Origin of the sequence: Streptomyces amakusaensis (assembly GCF_039532665.1) — a bacterium.
In the GTDB taxonomy this organism is placed as follows: domain Bacteria; phylum Actinomycetota; class Actinomycetes; order Streptomycetales; family Streptomycetaceae; genus Streptomyces; species Streptomyces amakusaensis.
The window spans coordinates 400,598-415,923 of sequence record NZ_BAAASB010000002.1; the positions used below are offsets into that span (position 1 = coordinate 400,598).

Genomic DNA, 15,326 nt, shown 5'->3' on the forward strand with positions numbered 1-15,326 from the left:
CCACCCGGGGGAGGCGTCTTCGCCGAGGGCCCCCCGGGTAGCGTCCCGCCATGAACGAACCCGCCAGGAGCGAACGCACCGTGCTCGACGTCAAGCTGGACCGCTCCTTCGACATGCTCGACACGGACGGCGACGGCCGGATCCACGAAGGGGACCTGGTCTCCCTCGCGGCCCGGCTCGGCGCGGCCTTCGGGACCCGGGCCCCCGGCACCGTGGTCCGGCTCCAGGAATCCTTCACGCTGCTGTGGGAGACCGACCTCCAGCACATGGACGCCGAGGGCAAGGGCGCGATCGACCGCGCCGAGTGGCGCGCCGGGGTCCGCCGGGCCGTCGCCGACGACCGCGACGGCTTCCTCGACCGGATGGGCGCGATGCTCCAGGTGTGGCTGGAGCTGTGCGACACCGACGCCGACGGCCGCATCACCCGCACCGAGTACACCACCATGTACGGCGAGACCCTCGGCCTGCCGCCCGGACCGCTCAACGAGGCCTTCACCACCCTCGACATCGACGGCGACGGACATCTCGGCGGGGACGAACTGCGCGCCGCCGTCGAGGAGTTCTACACCAGCGAGGCGACCGACACCCCGGGCAACTGGCTCTTCGGCCCCCTGTAGCGGGCGGTGGAGCCGCTCCACGCGCAGACCCCGTCCACCAGCTCCCGCGTCCCCTCCAGATAACGGCGGCTGCCCGGGTGCTCCCGGGCCAGCCGCCCCCGCAGCACCTCGCTCTCCCGCCGCAGCACCCGCACCCGGTTCCGTACGGCGCTCAGCGCCTGGTCCCGGCTGAGACCGTGCTGGTGGCAGAGGACCAGCACCATATTGAAGCCGCTGTTCCGCTCCTCCTCGCGGGCCAGCGAACAGAGGTCGTTGACGAGCGTCGCCGCATCGGCGGTGTGGGACCGCAGCCGGTGCCAGGCGGGCCTGGCCCGCAGCCGGCCGGGGACCTCGGCCCCCTCGACCCGCTCCAGCATGTTCATGAACGGATAGAGACAGCTGGCGTGCCTGCGCAGCAGGGTCGCCTCCGCGACGGACGGCAGAGTGCCCCGGCTGCGGTGCGCGGTCTCGGTGACGAAGGTGCCCAGACAGTCCGCCCAGTCCCGGGCCGACTGCCGCCGCCACACCGTCGTCCTGCCCCGGCACTGCCGCTGCCACAGCTCGCTCCACGCCGTGACCACACCCCGCGCGGGCCCGCTGCGGGCGGGTGCGTCCATGACGTCCGTCAGCCGCCGCACCAGCGCCCCCGCCAGCGCCGGATCGCGGCCCAGCGGGCCGTCGAAGCGGTCGTCGAGGACCGTGTACCAGCCCAGCAGATCGGTCAGCAGCTCCCGCTCGGCCCCGGGAGCCCCCGGATAGGCGAGGCGTATCAGCTCCGGCAGCGCGTAGGAGCGATAGAGCGCCGACTCGCCCTCGGCGAGCAGCCGGTGGCGCGCCAGCCACCCGGTGTGCCGGTCCCCGTCCGCCGCCCGGCCCGGGGGCGGCACCCGGGGTCCGTGCGCCGCGCCCGGCCCTCCGGGGAGCGTCCGCCGTACGAGGGCCGGCGCGCGGCTCACGGGGTGCCCCCCGCCGCCCCGGCGGGCCGCTCGGCGGCGGCGGTCCGCACCACGCGCGGGGAGACCGTCATGACCACACCGCGCGCCTGGACGGTGGTCCACACCACCTCCCGCGCCCGGGTCCCGGCCACCGGCTCCGGCCGCCAGGTCAGCAGCACCGTCGCGGCGACCACGGCCAGCTCCATCCAGGCGAAGGACTCGCCCACGCACTTGTGCCGGCCCGCCCCGAACGGCAGGAACAGCCGGGGATCGGCGACGCGCTCCCCGTCCGCCCAGCGGTCCGGGTCGAAGCGGAGCGGATCGGCGTAGCGCGCCGGATCCCGGTGCAGCGCGCTCAGGCTGTACAGCAGCTCGGTCCCGGCGGGGACGGCGTACGGCCCCAGCTGTACGCCGACGGCGGCCGTCCGGGTCAGAAAGGCGTTGGGGGCGTGCAGCCGCAGCACCTCGCGCAGCACCCGGCGCAGATACGGCAGCCTCGCCAGCGCCTCGGGCGTCAGTTCGGTCCCGGCGTCGCCGAGTTCGCCCGCCAGCTCGGCCAGCAGCCGCCCGTGCACCTCGGGAGCGCCCAGCAGTTCATGGAAGAGCCAGGTCAGGGTGGAGGCGACGGTCTCGGTGCCCGCGCCGAACAGGCTGATCGCCTCGGCGCGCACGGCCGGGGCGTCCAGCCCGCCCGCCGCGCTCAGCAGGGCCGCCGGGGAACCGCCCGCGCCGCTCACCGCGCGGTCGACCACCCGGTCGAGCACCGCCACGGCCGCTTCGAAGCGCCGGTTGAGCGGCAGCGGCAGCCGGGCGAAGAGCGGATGGGGACAGAGGGAGCGGGCGATCTGCCCCTTCACCAGGTCCGGCAGCGCCCGCTGAAAGGCGACCGCGTCGCCTTCCGGCAGCCGGACGCCGAACAGGGCCCGGGCGACGACCTCCAGGGCGAGCCCGGTCATCTCCGCCGCGACATCGACCGGGACACCCGGCCGCCACCGGCCGATCCGCTCCCGGGTCGCCTCCTGGACCGCGCGGATCCCGCTCCCCACCCGCTCGGCGGTGAACGCGGGCGTGACCGCGCGCCGGCGCTCCCGGTGCAGAGCGCCCTCGGACATCAGCAGCCCGTCGCCGAACGCCTCCCGGAGCGTGCCCTGCACAGAGCCGCGCGGACAGTCCCGGGAGAGCGCCGCCAGCAGCGTGTGGACCAGCGCCGGGCTGGTGACCACGGCGACCTCGCGCGGCCCCAGCGACACCCCCGCCACCTCGCCGACCCGGGCGAGGGAGCCGAGGAACCCGAGCGGGTCCCGGAGCAGCGCGGGGAGATGGCCGAGGACCGGGACGCGCCCGGGCGCGGCGGGAATGGGCCGTGGGTTCACCGTCGTCACGGGGCACCTCGCTCGGGTCTCGCCGGTCCCGCCGGAGCACGGTCCCGGGCCGTGATGCGTTCACTCTCCGGTCGGCGCTCACGTCCCCGCAAACCGCCCTCACTCGATCGAGTGGACTTGTGGCATCCGGGTGACTTCGGGCGGTTCCCGGCCGCTCTGCGCCCGCCCTCTTATAGAAGGGCGCGCGGAGTGCTAAGGGTGTGGTCACAGCGTCGTCCGCCCGGAGGCTCCCGTGTCCCAGCCGTCCGACTGGTCCCGCCGTACCGCGCTGACCGCACTCGCCTCACTGGCCGCCCTGGGCTCGGTGCCCGCCCCCGCGACGGCGGCCGAGGCGGACGGCGACCCGTACCGGGCCCTGCGGCTCCGCTGGCTGGAGATCAGCCTCGGCGGCGGCTACGACCCGGCCGCCGAGCCCTACGCCACGCGCCTGGCCGAGACCGCCGCCCGCGCCGCCGCCCACCGCGCCGCCATGGCCCCGGGCCCCGGCCGGCTCTGGCCCGACCTCGCCCACGACCCGCCCGACGGGATCACCCGCGCCTACGGACGGCTGTGGACCATGACCCAGGCGTACGCCCACGCCCCCGACCCGGATCCCGGACTCCTCGCCGACACCGTCCGGGGACTCGACCATCTGGCCGCCACCGTCTACCACCCCGGCACCACCCCCTACGGCAACTGGTGGGAGTGGCGGATCGGCAGCCCCCGGCTGCTGATGGACATCGTCGCCGTGCTGTACGAACGGCTCACCCCGGACCGCCGCGACGCCGCCTTCGCCGCCGTCGACCACTTCGTCCCCGACTCCCTCCTCGACGCCTACACCGGCGTCTCCACCGGGGCCAACCGGGTCGATCTGTGCCGCTCGGTCGCCCTGCGCGGGGTGCTCGGCCGCGCCCCCGGCAGGATCGCGCTGGCCAGGGACGCGCTGTCGCCCGTCTTCCCCCACGTCACCTCCGGGGACGGCCTCTACGCCGACGGATCCTTCGTCCAGCACACCTGGGTCGCCTACTCCGGCACCTACGGACAGGTCCTCCTCGACGGCGTCGGCCGGCTCCTCGCCCTGCTCGCGGGCTCCCCCTGGGCCGTCACCGACCCCGGCCGCCAGAACATCCTGGACAGCGTGGAGCGGGCCTTCGCCCCACTGATCCACAACGGTCTGATGATGGACTGCGTCAGCGGCCGGGCCGTCAGCCGGGGCCTACAGAGGAGCGACGACCGGCGGATTCTGCGCGGCGACCACTTCCACGGCCACGCGATGATCGCCGCCATCGCGCTGCTCGCGGGCGGCGCGGGCGCGGCCGAGCGCGAGCGCTGGCACTCCCGGATCAAGGGCTGGATCGAGCGCGACACCACCACCCCCGTCCTGCGCTCACGGCAGTTCGGCGTGGCCGACCTCTCCCGGCTGCACGCGATCGCCGCCTCCCCGGCCGTCCCGGCCCCCGAACCGGTCGGGCACACCCTCTTCGCCGCCATGGACCGGGCCGTGCACCGCCGCCCCGGCTGGGCCGCGAGCATCTCGATGGCCTCGGAGCGGATCGCCCACTACGAGTGCGGCAACGGCGAGCACCCGCGCGGCTGGCACACCGGCTCCGGCATGCTCCTCTGGTGGCCCGCCCAGGCCCAGGGCGGCCAGTACACCGACTGGTTCTGGCCCACCGTCGACCCCTGCCGGCTGCCCGGCACCACCGTCTCCACCCGCCGCCCCGCCGACCGCGAGGGCGGCGAGTGGGGCCTGCCCAAACCCGCCGCCCGCTGGGTCGGCGGGGCCTGCGACGGCGAGTACGCGGCCGTCGGACAGCATCTGCTCGGACTCGGCTCCACCCTCGACGCCCGGCTCTCCTGGTTCTGCGCCGACGACGCGATCGTCTGCCTCGGCGCGGGCATCAGCTGCCGGGACGGCGTACCCGTCGAGACCGTCGTCGACAACCGCAACCTCGGTGAGGCCGGCACCGCCGCCCTCACCACCGGCCCCGGCTGGGCCCACCTCGAAGGACACGGCGGCTGGGTCTTCCCGCACGGAGTCCGGCCGCGCACCCTGCGCGAGGACCGCACCGGGGCCTGGAGCGACATCAACGCCGGCGGCTCGACCGAGCGCGCCACCCGCCGCTACCAGACCCTCTGGCTCGACCACGGCACCGACCCGGTGAACGCCTCGTACGCCTACCTCCTGATGCCGGGCGCGAGCCCCCGGGCCGTCGCGGCCCGCGCCGCCGGCCGCAGCGGACCCGCCGTCCTCGCCAACAGCGCCGCCCGCCAGGCCGTCCATGTGCCCCGGCTCGGGCTGACCGCCGTGAACTTCTGGCAGCCGGGTACGGTGGGCGCGCTCACCTCGGGCGCGCCCGCCAGCGTGCTCGTACGCCGCTCCCGGCCGGACAGCCGGACCGCGACCCTCCATCTGAGCGATCCCACCCGGTCCGCCGGGCCCGTGGAGATCGTCTGGCGGCGTCCCGTCCGCCGGGTCACCGCCCACGACCCCGGCATCGAGGTGCTCGGCACCGGACCCGCCCTGCGGCTGAGGCTGACCGGGTCGGCGGCGGGGGCGACCCACCGGTGCGAAGTGACTCTCAGCTGAAGTGCTTGTGGGACTCGAACAAACATCACTGCCCTGGTGCTGGTGGATGGGCTGCTGAGTCGGGTGTTTCTGTCAGAGACTCACAGGAGAACGGTCGCGAGACTGTACAGAGTCAACGGAAGCGTTTTCTTGGTCGGCTCCGTAGGGTCAGTACATGACCGTTGTGGACGAGACCCCGAGCGAGCCGACGGACGCGCGCGGGCGCGTCGCCGAGCTGCACGAGCTGCGCGCGCAGGCGCTGCGCGGACCGAGCGACCGTGCGACCGAGGCGCAGCACGCCAAGGGCAAGCTGACCGCGCGCGAGCGCATTGAGCTGCTGGTGGACGCGGGCTCGTTCCACGAGGTGGAGCAGTTGCGGCGGCACCGGGCGATCGGGTTCGGCCTGGAGGCCAAGAAGCCCTACACGGACGGTGTGATCACCGGCTGGGGCACCGTCGAGGGCCGCACGGTCTTCGTCTACGCCCATGACTTCCGGATCTTCGGCGGCGCGCTGGGCGAGGCCCACGCCACCAAGATCCACAAGATCATGGACATGGCCATCTCGGCGGGCGCACCGCTGGTGTCGCTGAACGACGGGGCCGGCGCGCGCATCCAGGAGGGTGTCTCGGCGCTCGCCGGATACGGCGGCATCTTCCAGCGGAACACCCGGGCCTCCGGTGTGATCCCCCAGATCAGCGTGATGCTCGGCCCGTGCGCGGGCGGCGCGGCCTACTCGCCCGCCCTCACCGACTTCGTCTTCATGGTCCGCGAGACCTCCCAGATGTTCATCACCGGCCCCGACGTGGTCAAGGCCGTCACCGGTGAGGAGATCACCCAGAACGGGCTGGGCGGCGCGGACGTCCACGCCGAGACCAGCGGCGTCGCGCACTTCGCGTACGACGACGAGGAGACCTGCATCGCGGAGGTCCGCTACCTCCTGTCGATGCTCCCGCAGAACAACCGCGAGAACCCGCCGACCGTCGCCTCCGACGACCCGGCGGACCGCCGCTCGGACGTTCTGCTCGACCTGGTGCCGGCGGACGGCAACCGCCCGTACGACATGCACCAGGTGATCGAGGAACTGGTCGACGAGGGCGACTATCTGGAGATCCACGAGCGCTGGGCCCGCAACATCATCTGCGCGCTGGCCCGGCTGGACGGCCAGGTCGTCGGCATCGTCGCCAATCAGCCGCAGTCGCTGGCGGGTGTGCTGGACATCGAGGCCTCGGAAAAGGCTGCGCGCTTTGTCCAGATGTGCGACGCTTTCAATATTCCGATCATCACCCTTCTGGATGTACCCGGGTTCCTTCCCGGTGTCGATCAGGAGCACGGCGGGATCATCCGGCACGGCGCGAAGCTGCTCTACGCGTACTGCAACGCGACGGTGCCGAGGATCTCGCTGATCCTGCGCAAGGCGTACGGCGGGGCGTACATCGTGATGGACTCCCAGTCCATCGGCGCGGATCTGACGTACGCCTGGCCGACCAACGAGATCGCGGTCATGGGCGCGGAGGGCGCGGCCAATGTCATCTTCCGCCGGCAGATCGCCGACGCCGAGGACCCCGAGGCCATGCGGACCCGGATGGTCAAGGAGTACAAGTCCGAGCTGATGCATCCCTACTACGCGGCGGAGCGGGGTCTGGTCGACGATGTCATCGACCCCACCGAGACGCGTGAGGTGCTGATCGCCTCGCTCGCGATGCTCCGCACGAAACATGCCGACCTGCCGTCGCGCAAGCACGGCAACCCCCCGCAGTGATGTCCGCGGGGAGAAACGGAGCAGGATCAGACATGAGCAAGCCCGAGTCCTCGCTGCTGAGGGTGGAGAAGGGCGACTGCGCCCCGGAGGAGCTGGCGGCGATCACCGCCGTCCTCCTGGCCCGCGCCGCCGCCCAGCCCGGCCCCGCCCCCTCCACCCACTCCCGCACCCCCGCCGCCTGGCGCCGCCTCGAACGCCAGCGCGGCTTCCAGCCCTCCCACAGCTGGCAGGGCTGAGCACCCGGAGTTTTTAAGCCCGTCCGGCGTTTCAGGACGGACCTGAGCCCGGGGCACCCGAGCGGTACCAGCTTGGCCAATTGAGCCCGTCCGGCGATTGAGGACCAACCCTCAGCCGGACGGGCTTCGGCATACCCAGGCCCCGAGCCCCGGGCCGGACAGCTACCGCAGCAACCCCGCGATCTCCCCGTACAGCCCCTCCGGCCAGGAGCCCCCCGCCTCCCGCACCAGCTCCCCACTCCACTCCCAGCTCGCCCGCGCGGCCCTGCGCACCTCGTCCTCCCGCGCCGACGACGTGGTCGCCACATAGCGGCGCACATCCCGCGCCGGCAGATCCGCCTCCAGCGCCCGGCTCGGCGTCAGCCAGTGCGCGGTGCTGGAGCGCAGCAGCCGGCAGAGCTTGAGCTGCTGCGGCGCGATCGCGGTCTGGAGCAGCGCGTGCCCCCGGGCGATCTCCCCCCGGGCCAGCACCTGTGCCAGCATCAGCGTCCAGTTGGCCAGCTCGTCCGTCAGCCGGCGTGCCGTCGCCACGGGCTCGGGCGGCTCGAACTCCGAGAGTTCCCGCGCCGCCGCGGTCAGCCGCCCGCTCCGGTCCAGCAGCACGGCCCGCTCCGGGTGCGGCAGATGCACCGCCCCGCGCCAGCCGGTCACCGAGGCGATGCCCGGTCCGGCGGCCTCCACATGGAACTCGCCCCGCATCAGATCGTCGAAGACGACCGCGAGGATCCCGTACATGTTCGTGTACGCCAGCTTCAGCGGCGCGAGCCGCTCGGCGAAGGCCCGCCCGTCGAACTCCTCGACGGCCTCGTCACGGACGAACAGATACGCCTCGATGTCGGAGTGGGCGTCCGCCTCGCCGAGGGTCCACGACCCGTACAGCAGGACGCCCTCCAGCAGCGGCTCGGCCCCGGCGATCCGGCGGAGCCGGTCGACCCGGCGGTCGAGGGCGGGGGAGGCGGAGGAAGCGGGAAGGGGAGGGAACACGGCGGTCTCCTGAGTGAGCGCGGGGCAGACGAAGTACACCCGGCGTCCCGCGCCGGGCTGTTGACTCGCTTGGACTCCGCGTCCCTCAGATACCCGACATGCCCACAGACTAGAGCCCTCGCGCCGCCGGTCAAAGGCGTGCGAGGGCTCCGGGCCGTACGAAGGGGGGCCGGTCAGCGAAGCCGGGCCATCAGCGCGTGCTCGACCAGGGTGATCAGAGCGCTCTTGGCGTCCGCGCGGTGGCGGGCGTCGGTGGTGATGATGGGGGTGTCCGGGCCGATCTGGAGGGCCTCGCGGACTTCCTCGGGGTTGTAGGGCTGGTGGCCGTCGAAGCCGTTGAGCGCGATCACGAAGGGGAGTCCGCTGTTCTCGAAGTAGTCGACGGCGGGGAAGCAGTCGGCGAGTCGGCGGGTGTCGACGAGGACGACGGCGCCGATGGCTCCGCGTACGAGGTCGTCCCACATGAACCAGAAGCGGTCCTGTCCGGGGGTGCCGAACAGGTAGAGGATGAGGTCCTGGTCCAGGGTGATGCGGCCGAAGTCCATGGCGACGGTGGTGGTCGTCTTGTCCCCGGTGTGGGTCAGGTCGTCGATTCCCGCCGAGGCGGAGGTCATGACGGCCTCGGTACGCAGCGGGTTGATCTCCGAGACGGCGCCGACGAACGTGGTCTTGCCCACGCCGAAGCCGCCCGCCACCACGATCTTCGCGCTGGTGGTTGAGCGGGCTGCACCGCCGCTAGAGCTTGCGAAGTCCACTGAGCACCCTTTCGAGCAGTGTCACATCTGGCTGGCCGCCGGCGGCCTCGTCGCCGCCGGGCTGGTGGATGGCGACAAGTCCGGCCTCCGCCAGGTCGGCGACGAGGATCCGGGCGACGCCGAGGGGGATATGCAGGAGTGCCGAGATTTCCGCCACGGACTTGATCTCGAAACACAGCCGGCAGATCCGCTGATGCTCGGGCAGCTGCCCTTGCAGATTCATCGGATCGGCCGTGGTACTGACCAGTGCCTCGATGGCGAGCTGGTAGCGCGGCCGGGTCCGGCCGCCGGTCATGGCGTACGGACGTACCAGCGGGTTGTGCGCGTTCTGGTGGTGCGGCGGCTCGTGGGACGCCGCCCGCCGCTGCTGGTCGTACTGCCGCTGATCGTACTGCCGTTGGTCGTACGAGGGTGCGTACGGCTGCTGGTAGGGCTGGGCGCCGTGTCTGCCCGGGGTCGAGGGAGAGTTGTAGCGATTGCGGGAGTGCTCATGAGGCGACGGGTGACCACCGCCGTCATAGGGGCGTCCGCCTGGGGGTGTTGCCACAGTTTCCTCCTCCGACCGCGAGTCGCCGGTTCCCGTTCCTGTGGAGCCGCGCCACCGCACCCTATGGTGCGGTGGCGTGAAACGCACTGTCTGCCTGTTAGTTGAGAAGGCTGCCCTGAAGTTCCGCGCGGAGGTCCGGAGTCAGTACATTTCCGGCCCGGTCCACCAGCAGTGCCATCTCGTACCCGACCAGGCCGATGTCGGCCTCCGGGTGGGCGAGAACGGCCAGTGAGGAACCGTCGGAGATGGACATGATGAAGAGGAAGCCCCTCTCCATCTCCACGACCGTCTGGTTGACGGCCCCGCCTTCGAAGATCCTGGAGGCTCCGGCGGTCAGCGAGGTCAGACCGGAGGCCACGGCCGCCAGCTGATCGGCGCGGTCGCGCGGGAATCCTTCGGACATGGCCAGCAGGAGTCCGTCGGCGGAGACCACCACCGTGTGGGACACCCCTGGGGTGTTGTCCACGAAGTTGGTGATCAACCAGTTCAGATTCTGCGCCGCCTGGCTCATCGGGCTCACACTAACGCTCCTGGTTGTAGGTACTGCCCGGACCACCGTTGTGATCGTAAGTGGCCGGTCCGTTCGTGTCCGTTCCCGCGCTGCGTCCCCGCTGGACTCCGCGGCGCAGGTTGCTCAACCTGCCCCGCACGTCCTCCGGGGCGCGGGAGACCTGGGGGCCCCGCTGGGCGGTCTGCTCCGCGGCGCCCTCGATGAGGTTGGCCTTGGGCACCCGGCGCGGCAGCCCGGACGAGGTCACCCCGCCCGCCTTCGGCTCCCGCAGCTTCTCCGCCCGCTGCCAGCGCTCGTCGTTGGCCGACTGCCAGTCCTTGGCACCGGCGGGTTCGCTCTCGCCGCCGACCGCCTCGGACCGACCGGCCGACGGCATCCCCGGACCCTGCTCCACGGGCTGCTGCCACTGCTGCTGAGGCTGCTGCGCGGGCTGCGGCTTCTGCTGCGAACCGCGCCGAGGCAGACCCGCCTCGGTCAGCTGATGGCTGCCCGAAGAGTGACCCGGACGGTCGAAGCCTACGCTCTCGGAGCCGCCCGTGGGGGTGCCGGAAGCGGCGGAATCAAGCTCTGCTTCTGGCTGGAAATTCGGCTCAAACGTGGTGGGGTACGAGGTCTGATCCGTCCAGTCGCCCTGGTGGGGCTGGGTGGCGAACGGGTCCTCGTACTGCGGCTGGGCGAGCGGCGGAGCCTGCCGGCCCGCCTCCGGGTAGGCGGCGTCCGCGCCGGCCCGCTGATAGCCGTCGAAGGGCTGCTGGGGCTGCCCCTGGGCGGGGAAACCCTGCTCCTGGTAGCCCTGCTCGCCGAATCCCGAGAGGTGGCCGCGCTGCTCGGGGACGTACCCCTGACGCTCGTACGGCTGTTCCCCGGGCTGCGGCGAGGGCTGCGGCATGGGGCGCGCGGCCTCCGGCGGCTGCGCCTGAAGTGCCGCACGCCGCTCCCCGCGCTTCAGTGAGCGGTTGACAGGGGTGGCGGGCCGGGGGCCGGCCGACGGGTCCTCGTAGCGGGAGTCGTCGAAGCCCAGCTCCGCCGCGGTGAGCATCGGAGCCTCGGTGAAGGACGGCTGCTCCGGGATGATCTGCGAGACGGTGAAGTCGTCCTGGGGGAGCGGCTCGCCGCCGCCGCCGTGGGTGATCGCGTCCGGCAGCATCACCAGCGAGGTGGTGCCCGCCTGCTCCCCGGAGGGCCGCAGCTGTACGCGGATGCCGTGCCGGTCGGAGAGCCGGCCGACCACGAAGAGGCCCATCCGCTGCGAGACGGCGGCGTCCACCGTCGGCGGGTTGGCCAGCTTGTGGTTGATGTCGGCGAAGTCCTCGGCGGTCAGACCGATGCCCTTGTCATGGATCTCGATCATGACCCGGCCGTCCGGCAGCCTGGTGGCCGTCACCCGGACCTTGGTCTGCGGGGAGGAGAACGTGGTGGCGTTCTCCAGCAGCTCGGCGAGGAGATGCACGAGGTCGGTCACGGCCTGGCCGTGGATCTCCGACTCCGGGACGCCGGTCAGCTCGATGCGCTCGTACGACTCCACCTCGGAGGTGGCGGCGCGGAGCACGTCGACCAGCGGCACGGGCTGGTTCCAGCGCCGTCCGGGCTCCTCGCCCGCGAGGACGAGGAGGTTCTCGCCGTTGCGGCGCATCCGGGTCGCGAGATGGTCGAGCCGGAAGAGGGAGGCCAGCTGGTCCGGGTCGGCCTCGTTGTTCTCCAGGTCGGAGATCAGGGTCAGCTGGCCCTCGATCAGCGACTGGTTGCGCCGCGAGAGGTTGGTGAAGATCGCGTTGACATTGCCCCGGAGCATGGCCTGCTCGGAGGCGAGCCGCACGGCCTCGCGGTGGACCTGGTCGAAGGCGCGGGCGACCTCGCCGATCTCGTCCTGGGTGTCGATCGGGATCGGCCGCACCCGGGTGTCCACCCGGCCGGGCTCGGCGCGCGAGAGCTGGTCGACCAGCATCGGCAGCCGCTGCTCGGCGATGGCGAAGGCGGCGGTGCGCAGCTCCTGCATCGAGCGGCTCATCTGCCGGGCCACGGCGCCGGCCAGGACGAAGGCGGCGAGCAGGGAGAGAAGGGTGATCAGACCGTTGACGATCGCGTCCTGCTTGGCGTCGTCCGCGATGGACACGGCCTCGGCGACCGCCCGGTCGACCAGATCGCCCTCGACCTCGCTGTAGGCGTCGAATCTGGCGGTGGCGACGGTCATCCACGTCTCGGGGGTGATGTCCTCCTTCGCCAGCTCCGAGGGAGTGGAGCCGGCGCCGATCCGGCGGGCCATGCCGGCGAAGGCGGAGTCGCCCTCCTTGGGCGGGGTGACACCGGCCGCCACGAGCTTCTTGTCGGCGTCCGCCGCCCGCTTCACGGTGACCGAACGGAGCTTGTCGGTGTCGCTCTGGGTGCCGCCGGAGGCGAACTCGGCCGTGGCGATCTGCTCGAGGTAGTTGTACGAATTGAAGGCGATGGTCTGCTTGGCGAAGACATCCTTCTTCGTGCTCGGCCGCACCAGAAGGTGCGTACCAATGGAGCGCTGAAGGGATTCGGCTGCCTTGGCGAGTTGAATGGCGTAGACCATGCGCCCGAAACTGGTGACATTTCCGGTGCCGAGACCCAGCTCGTTGGAGAACTCCATCAGCGTGTGCTGGACCTGGACATAGCCCTCTTCGGTGGCGACCGGGTCCAGGCTGGTGGTGTAGGCGGCCTCGCGGAGCTTCTTCAGCCCCGGCTCCTCCTCGCGGAACAGCTGAAGCCGGCGCTCCAGGCCCTGCCCCGAGGGGAGGGCCCGCACCGCCTCGTCGAAGCTCCTCTTCGCCTCGTCCGTGGCGGCGTACGCCTTCCGCACCTCCTCGGACCGGCGATCGGCCGGGGTGGTGGCGGTGAGCAGGGGCTGTGCGGTGAGATCGCGTTCATTGAGCAGGGCTTCGCCGTACTCCGAGGCCGCGCGCACGATCAGCGCGGTCTTCTCGGCGTCCTGGGCCCCGCCCCAGGTGTCGATCGAGCCCTTGACCTGGAAACCACCCATGACCAGGCCGACCGCGACCGGTAGGAGCAGGATCGCGTTGAGCCTGGCCGGCACCCGCCAGTTGCGCGGGGAGAGCCTGCTGCTGGAGCCGCCGGGGGCCGGTGGCGGTGGCGGCGGCTCTTCCGCGGGCGGTGCCGCTGCGCGCGGCGGCGGGGTGAAGTTGCCCCGTGCCTGCTGCTCCGCGGAGCCGTTCGTGCTTCGCCTCACTCGACCAACAACCTCTCGGCGTCGGCACCTACGCTGTGCCGTGTTTCGTTCGGAGCCGTACTACTCAGAAGTCCGTCGAATTTCAGCATGTGGAGTGGGTCCGTTCCAAACAGTTGGAATCAGCCATTCCTGAGGATCCTACCCACAGATAAAACGGGCATAAAGAGCGAGCCCTTTCAAAATGCGAGAGAAATGTGAGCGCAGCGATACCGGGCGTATGCATCGGGTGTCCGAGCCACGGTAATTGTCTGTCGAAACGTTATGAACACGGAGGCGGACCGTGTCAAAGGACACAGCCCGCCCCCGCATAACTACGACAAGTGCCGTACGTCTCTGTCTACTTAAGCCGGGCCATCAGCGCGTGCTCGACCAGGGTGATCAGAGCGCTCTTCGCGTCACCCCGATGCCGGGCGTCGGTGGTGATGATGGGGGTGTCCGGGCCGATCTGGAGGGCCTCGCGGACTTCCTCGGGGTTGTAGGGCTGGTGGCCGTCGAAGCCGTTGAGCGCGACGACGAAGGGGAGTCCGCTGTTCTCGAAGTAGTCGACGGCGGGGAAGCAGTCGGCGAGTCGGCGGGTGTCGACGAGGACGACGGCGCCGATGGCTCCGCGTACGAGGTCGTCCCACATGAACCAGAAGCGGTCCTGTCCGGGGGTGCCGAACAGGTAGAGGATGAGGTCCTGGTCCAGGGTGATGCGGCCGAAGTCCATGGCGACGGTGGTGGTCGTCTTGTCCCCGGTGTGGGTCAGGTCGTCGATTCCCGCCGAGGCGGAGGTCATGACGGCCTCGGTACGCAGCGGGTTGATCTCCGAGACGGCGCCGACGAACGTGGTCTTGCCCACGCCGAAGCCGCCCGCCACCACGATCTTCGCGCTGGTGGTCGATCTTGGAGCGGTACCGCCGCTAGAGCTTGCGAAGTCCACTGAGCACCCTTTCGAGCAGTGTCACATCCGGCGTGCCGCCGGCATCTCCGTTGCCCGGCTGGTGGATCGCCACCATGCCCGCCTCGGCCAGGTCGGCCACGAGGATCCGGGCCACGCCGAGCGGCATGGACAGCAGGGCCGAGACCTCGGCCACCGACTTGACCTCACGGCACAGGTGGCAGATCCGCTGGTGCTCGGGGAGCAGCCCGGCGAGCAGGGCGGGGTCGGCCGTGGTGCTGACCAGCGCCTCGATGGCGAGCTGGTAGCGCGGCCGGGTCCGGCCGCCGGTCATCGCGTACGGACGCACCAGCGGCTGGTCACCCTCATAGCCATAGGCGTCCGATTGAACGCCGTACGGATCGTGAGAAGCGGTTGGCGGGGTCATGAGTCCTCCGGGCGGGACAGCAAGTGGTTGGCGTGCCGTCTGAGCGGGCCGGTGGGGGTCCGGTTGGGCGACCTGACGGTTGACGGCGCGAGGGCGCGCTATCGGGATGGATTCGGACGAGGACAAGGTGGCCGGGTCAATGGAGCAGACTTCCCTGGAGCTCGGCCCGCAGGTCGGGGGTGAGAACCCCGCCCGCGCGGTCGACCAGCAGGGCCATCTCGTAGCCCACCAGGCCGATGTCGCACTCGGGGTGGGCCAGGACGGCCAGTGAGGAACCGTCGGAGACGGACATCAGGAAGAGGAAGCCCCTCTCCATCTCCACGACGGTCTGGCTCACCGGACCGCCTTCGAAGATCCTGGAGGCTCCGGCGGTCAGCGAGGTCAGACCGGAGGCCACGGCCGCCAGCTGATCGGCGCGGTCGCGCGGGAATCCTTCGGACATGGCCAGCAGGAGTCCGTCGGCGGAGACCACCACCGTGTGGGACACCCCTGGGGTGTTGTCCACAAAGTTGGTGATCAACCAGTTCAGATTCTGCGCCGCCTGGCTCATCGGGC

At 71.5% G+C, this 15,326-nt stretch carries 14 protein-coding genes; 4 read left to right on the forward strand and 10 right to left on the reverse strand.

Annotated features, from left to right (window positions below):
• The first annotated feature begins 50 nt into the window (after positions 1–50).
• Positions 51–617 carry an EF-hand domain-containing protein gene (locus tag ABD371_RS04325; protein WP_344472872.1) on the forward strand — a complete coding sequence of 189 codons (567 nt, stop codon included), beginning with the start codon at positions 51–53 and terminating at the stop codon, positions 615–617.
• Here the strand turns inward: ABD371_RS04325 and ABD371_RS04330 are convergent.
• Positions 563–1,552, reverse strand: a complete 990-nt coding sequence (locus ABD371_RS04330; RefSeq protein ID WP_344472874.1) for a terpene synthase family protein — start codon at positions 1,550–1,552, stop codon at positions 563–565. The genes ABD371_RS04325 and ABD371_RS04330 overlap by 55 nt on opposite strands.
• The gene (locus ABD371_RS04335; protein WP_344472876.1) at positions 1,549–2,913 is read right to left on the reverse strand and encodes a cytochrome P450; all 1,365 of its coding nucleotides are present in this window, start codon (positions 2,911–2,913) and stop codon (positions 1,549–1,551) included. Before ABD371_RS04335 ends, ABD371_RS04330 begins: the two co-directional genes overlap by 4 nt.
• 232 nt (positions 2,914–3,145) lie before the next feature.
• Here ABD371_RS04335 and ABD371_RS04340 point away from each other — a divergent pair, with 232 nt between their 5' ends.
• From ABD371_RS04340 to ABD371_RS04350, 3 genes are all read left to right on the forward strand, one after another.
• Positions 3,146–5,482 carry a polysaccharide lyase 8 family protein gene (locus tag ABD371_RS04340; RefSeq protein WP_344472878.1) on the forward strand — a complete coding sequence of 779 codons (2,337 nt, stop codon included), beginning with the start codon at positions 3,146–3,148 and terminating at the stop codon, positions 5,480–5,482.
• Between the two features lie 154 nt (positions 5,483–5,636).
• Complete coding sequence (locus ABD371_RS04345; protein ID WP_344472880.1) at positions 5,637–7,220, forward strand: acyl-CoA carboxylase subunit beta; 1,584 nt, start codon at positions 5,637–5,639, stop codon at positions 7,218–7,220.
• A gap of 32 nt (positions 7,221–7,252) precedes the next feature.
• Positions 7,253–7,456, forward strand: coding sequence for an acyl-CoA carboxylase subunit epsilon (locus tag ABD371_RS04350; protein WP_344472882.1), 204 nt, complete (start codon positions 7,253–7,255; stop codon positions 7,454–7,456).
• Positions 7,457–7,618: 162 nt separating this feature from the next.
• Here the strand turns inward: ABD371_RS04350 and ABD371_RS04355 are convergent, their stop codons facing one another.
• The 8 genes from ABD371_RS04355 to ABD371_RS04390 all read right to left on the reverse strand — a co-directional run bounded on the left by ABD371_RS04355 (position 7,619) and on the right by ABD371_RS04390 (position 15,321).
• The gene (locus ABD371_RS04355) at positions 7,619–8,440 is read right to left on the reverse strand and encodes a nucleotidyltransferase domain-containing protein (protein WP_344472884.1); all 822 of its coding nucleotides are present in this window, start codon (positions 8,438–8,440) and stop codon (positions 7,619–7,621) included.
• A gap of 173 nt (positions 8,441–8,613) precedes the next feature.
• A complete protein-coding gene (locus ABD371_RS04360; RefSeq protein ID WP_050791473.1) occupies positions 8,614–9,195 on the reverse strand; it encodes a GTP-binding protein in 582 nt (193 codons plus the stop codon).
• Positions 9,176–9,742 carry a DUF742 domain-containing protein gene (locus ABD371_RS04365; RefSeq protein ID WP_190127193.1) on the reverse strand — a complete coding sequence of 189 codons (567 nt, stop codon included), beginning with the start codon at positions 9,740–9,742 and terminating at the stop codon, positions 9,176–9,178. Before ABD371_RS04365 ends, ABD371_RS04360 begins: the two co-directional genes overlap by 20 nt.
• A 97-nt stretch (positions 9,743–9,839) precedes the next feature.
• On the reverse strand, positions 9,840–10,253 hold the full coding sequence (locus tag ABD371_RS04370) for a roadblock/LC7 domain-containing protein (protein WP_009997645.1): 414 nt from the start codon (positions 10,251–10,253) through the stop codon (positions 9,840–9,842).
• A 10-nt stretch (positions 10,254–10,263) separates the two neighbouring features.
• The gene (locus tag ABD371_RS04375; protein WP_344472891.1) at positions 10,264–13,464 is read right to left on the reverse strand and encodes a sensor histidine kinase; all 3,201 of its coding nucleotides are present in this window, start codon (positions 13,462–13,464) and stop codon (positions 10,264–10,266) included.
• A gap of 337 nt (positions 13,465–13,801) precedes the next feature.
• Positions 13,802–14,386, reverse strand: a complete 585-nt coding sequence (locus ABD371_RS04380; protein ID WP_344472893.1) for a GTP-binding protein — start codon at positions 14,384–14,386, stop codon at positions 13,802–13,804.
• Positions 14,367–14,771, reverse strand: a complete 405-nt coding sequence (locus ABD371_RS04385; RefSeq protein ID WP_190125145.1) for a DUF742 domain-containing protein — start codon at positions 14,769–14,771, stop codon at positions 14,367–14,369. The genes ABD371_RS04380 and ABD371_RS04385 overlap by 20 nt, the downstream gene beginning before the upstream one ends.
• A gap of 136 nt (positions 14,772–14,907) precedes the next feature.
• A complete protein-coding gene (locus tag ABD371_RS04390; protein ID WP_190125275.1) occupies positions 14,908–15,321 on the reverse strand; it encodes a roadblock/LC7 domain-containing protein in 414 nt (137 codons plus the stop codon).
• Between the last annotated feature and the right edge of the window lie 5 nt (positions 15,322–15,326).

Bases quoted from the DNA above. Each gene is read 5' to 3' on its own strand.
- ABD371_RS04325 (WP_344472872.1), top strand. From the start codon at position 51: ATGAACGAACCCGCCAGGAGCGAACGCACCGTGCTCGACGTCAAGCTG.
- ABD371_RS04345 (WP_344472880.1), top strand. From the start codon at position 5,637: ATGACCGTTGTGGACGAGACCCCGAGCGAGCCGACGGACGCGCGCGGG.
- ABD371_RS04350 (WP_344472882.1), top strand. From the start codon at position 7,253: ATGAGCAAGCCCGAGTCCTCGCTGCTGAGGGTGGAGAAGGGCGACTGC.
- ABD371_RS04370 (WP_009997645.1), bottom strand. From the start codon at position 10,253: ATGAGCCAGGCGGCGCAGAATCTGAACTGGTTGATCACCAACTTCGTG.
- ABD371_RS04385 (WP_190125145.1), bottom strand. From the start codon at position 14,771: ATGACCCCGCCAACCGCTTCTCACGATCCGTACGGCGTTCAATCGGAC.
- ABD371_RS04390 (WP_190125275.1), bottom strand. From the start codon at position 15,321: ATGAGCCAGGCGGCGCAGAATCTGAACTGGTTGATCACCAACTTTGTG.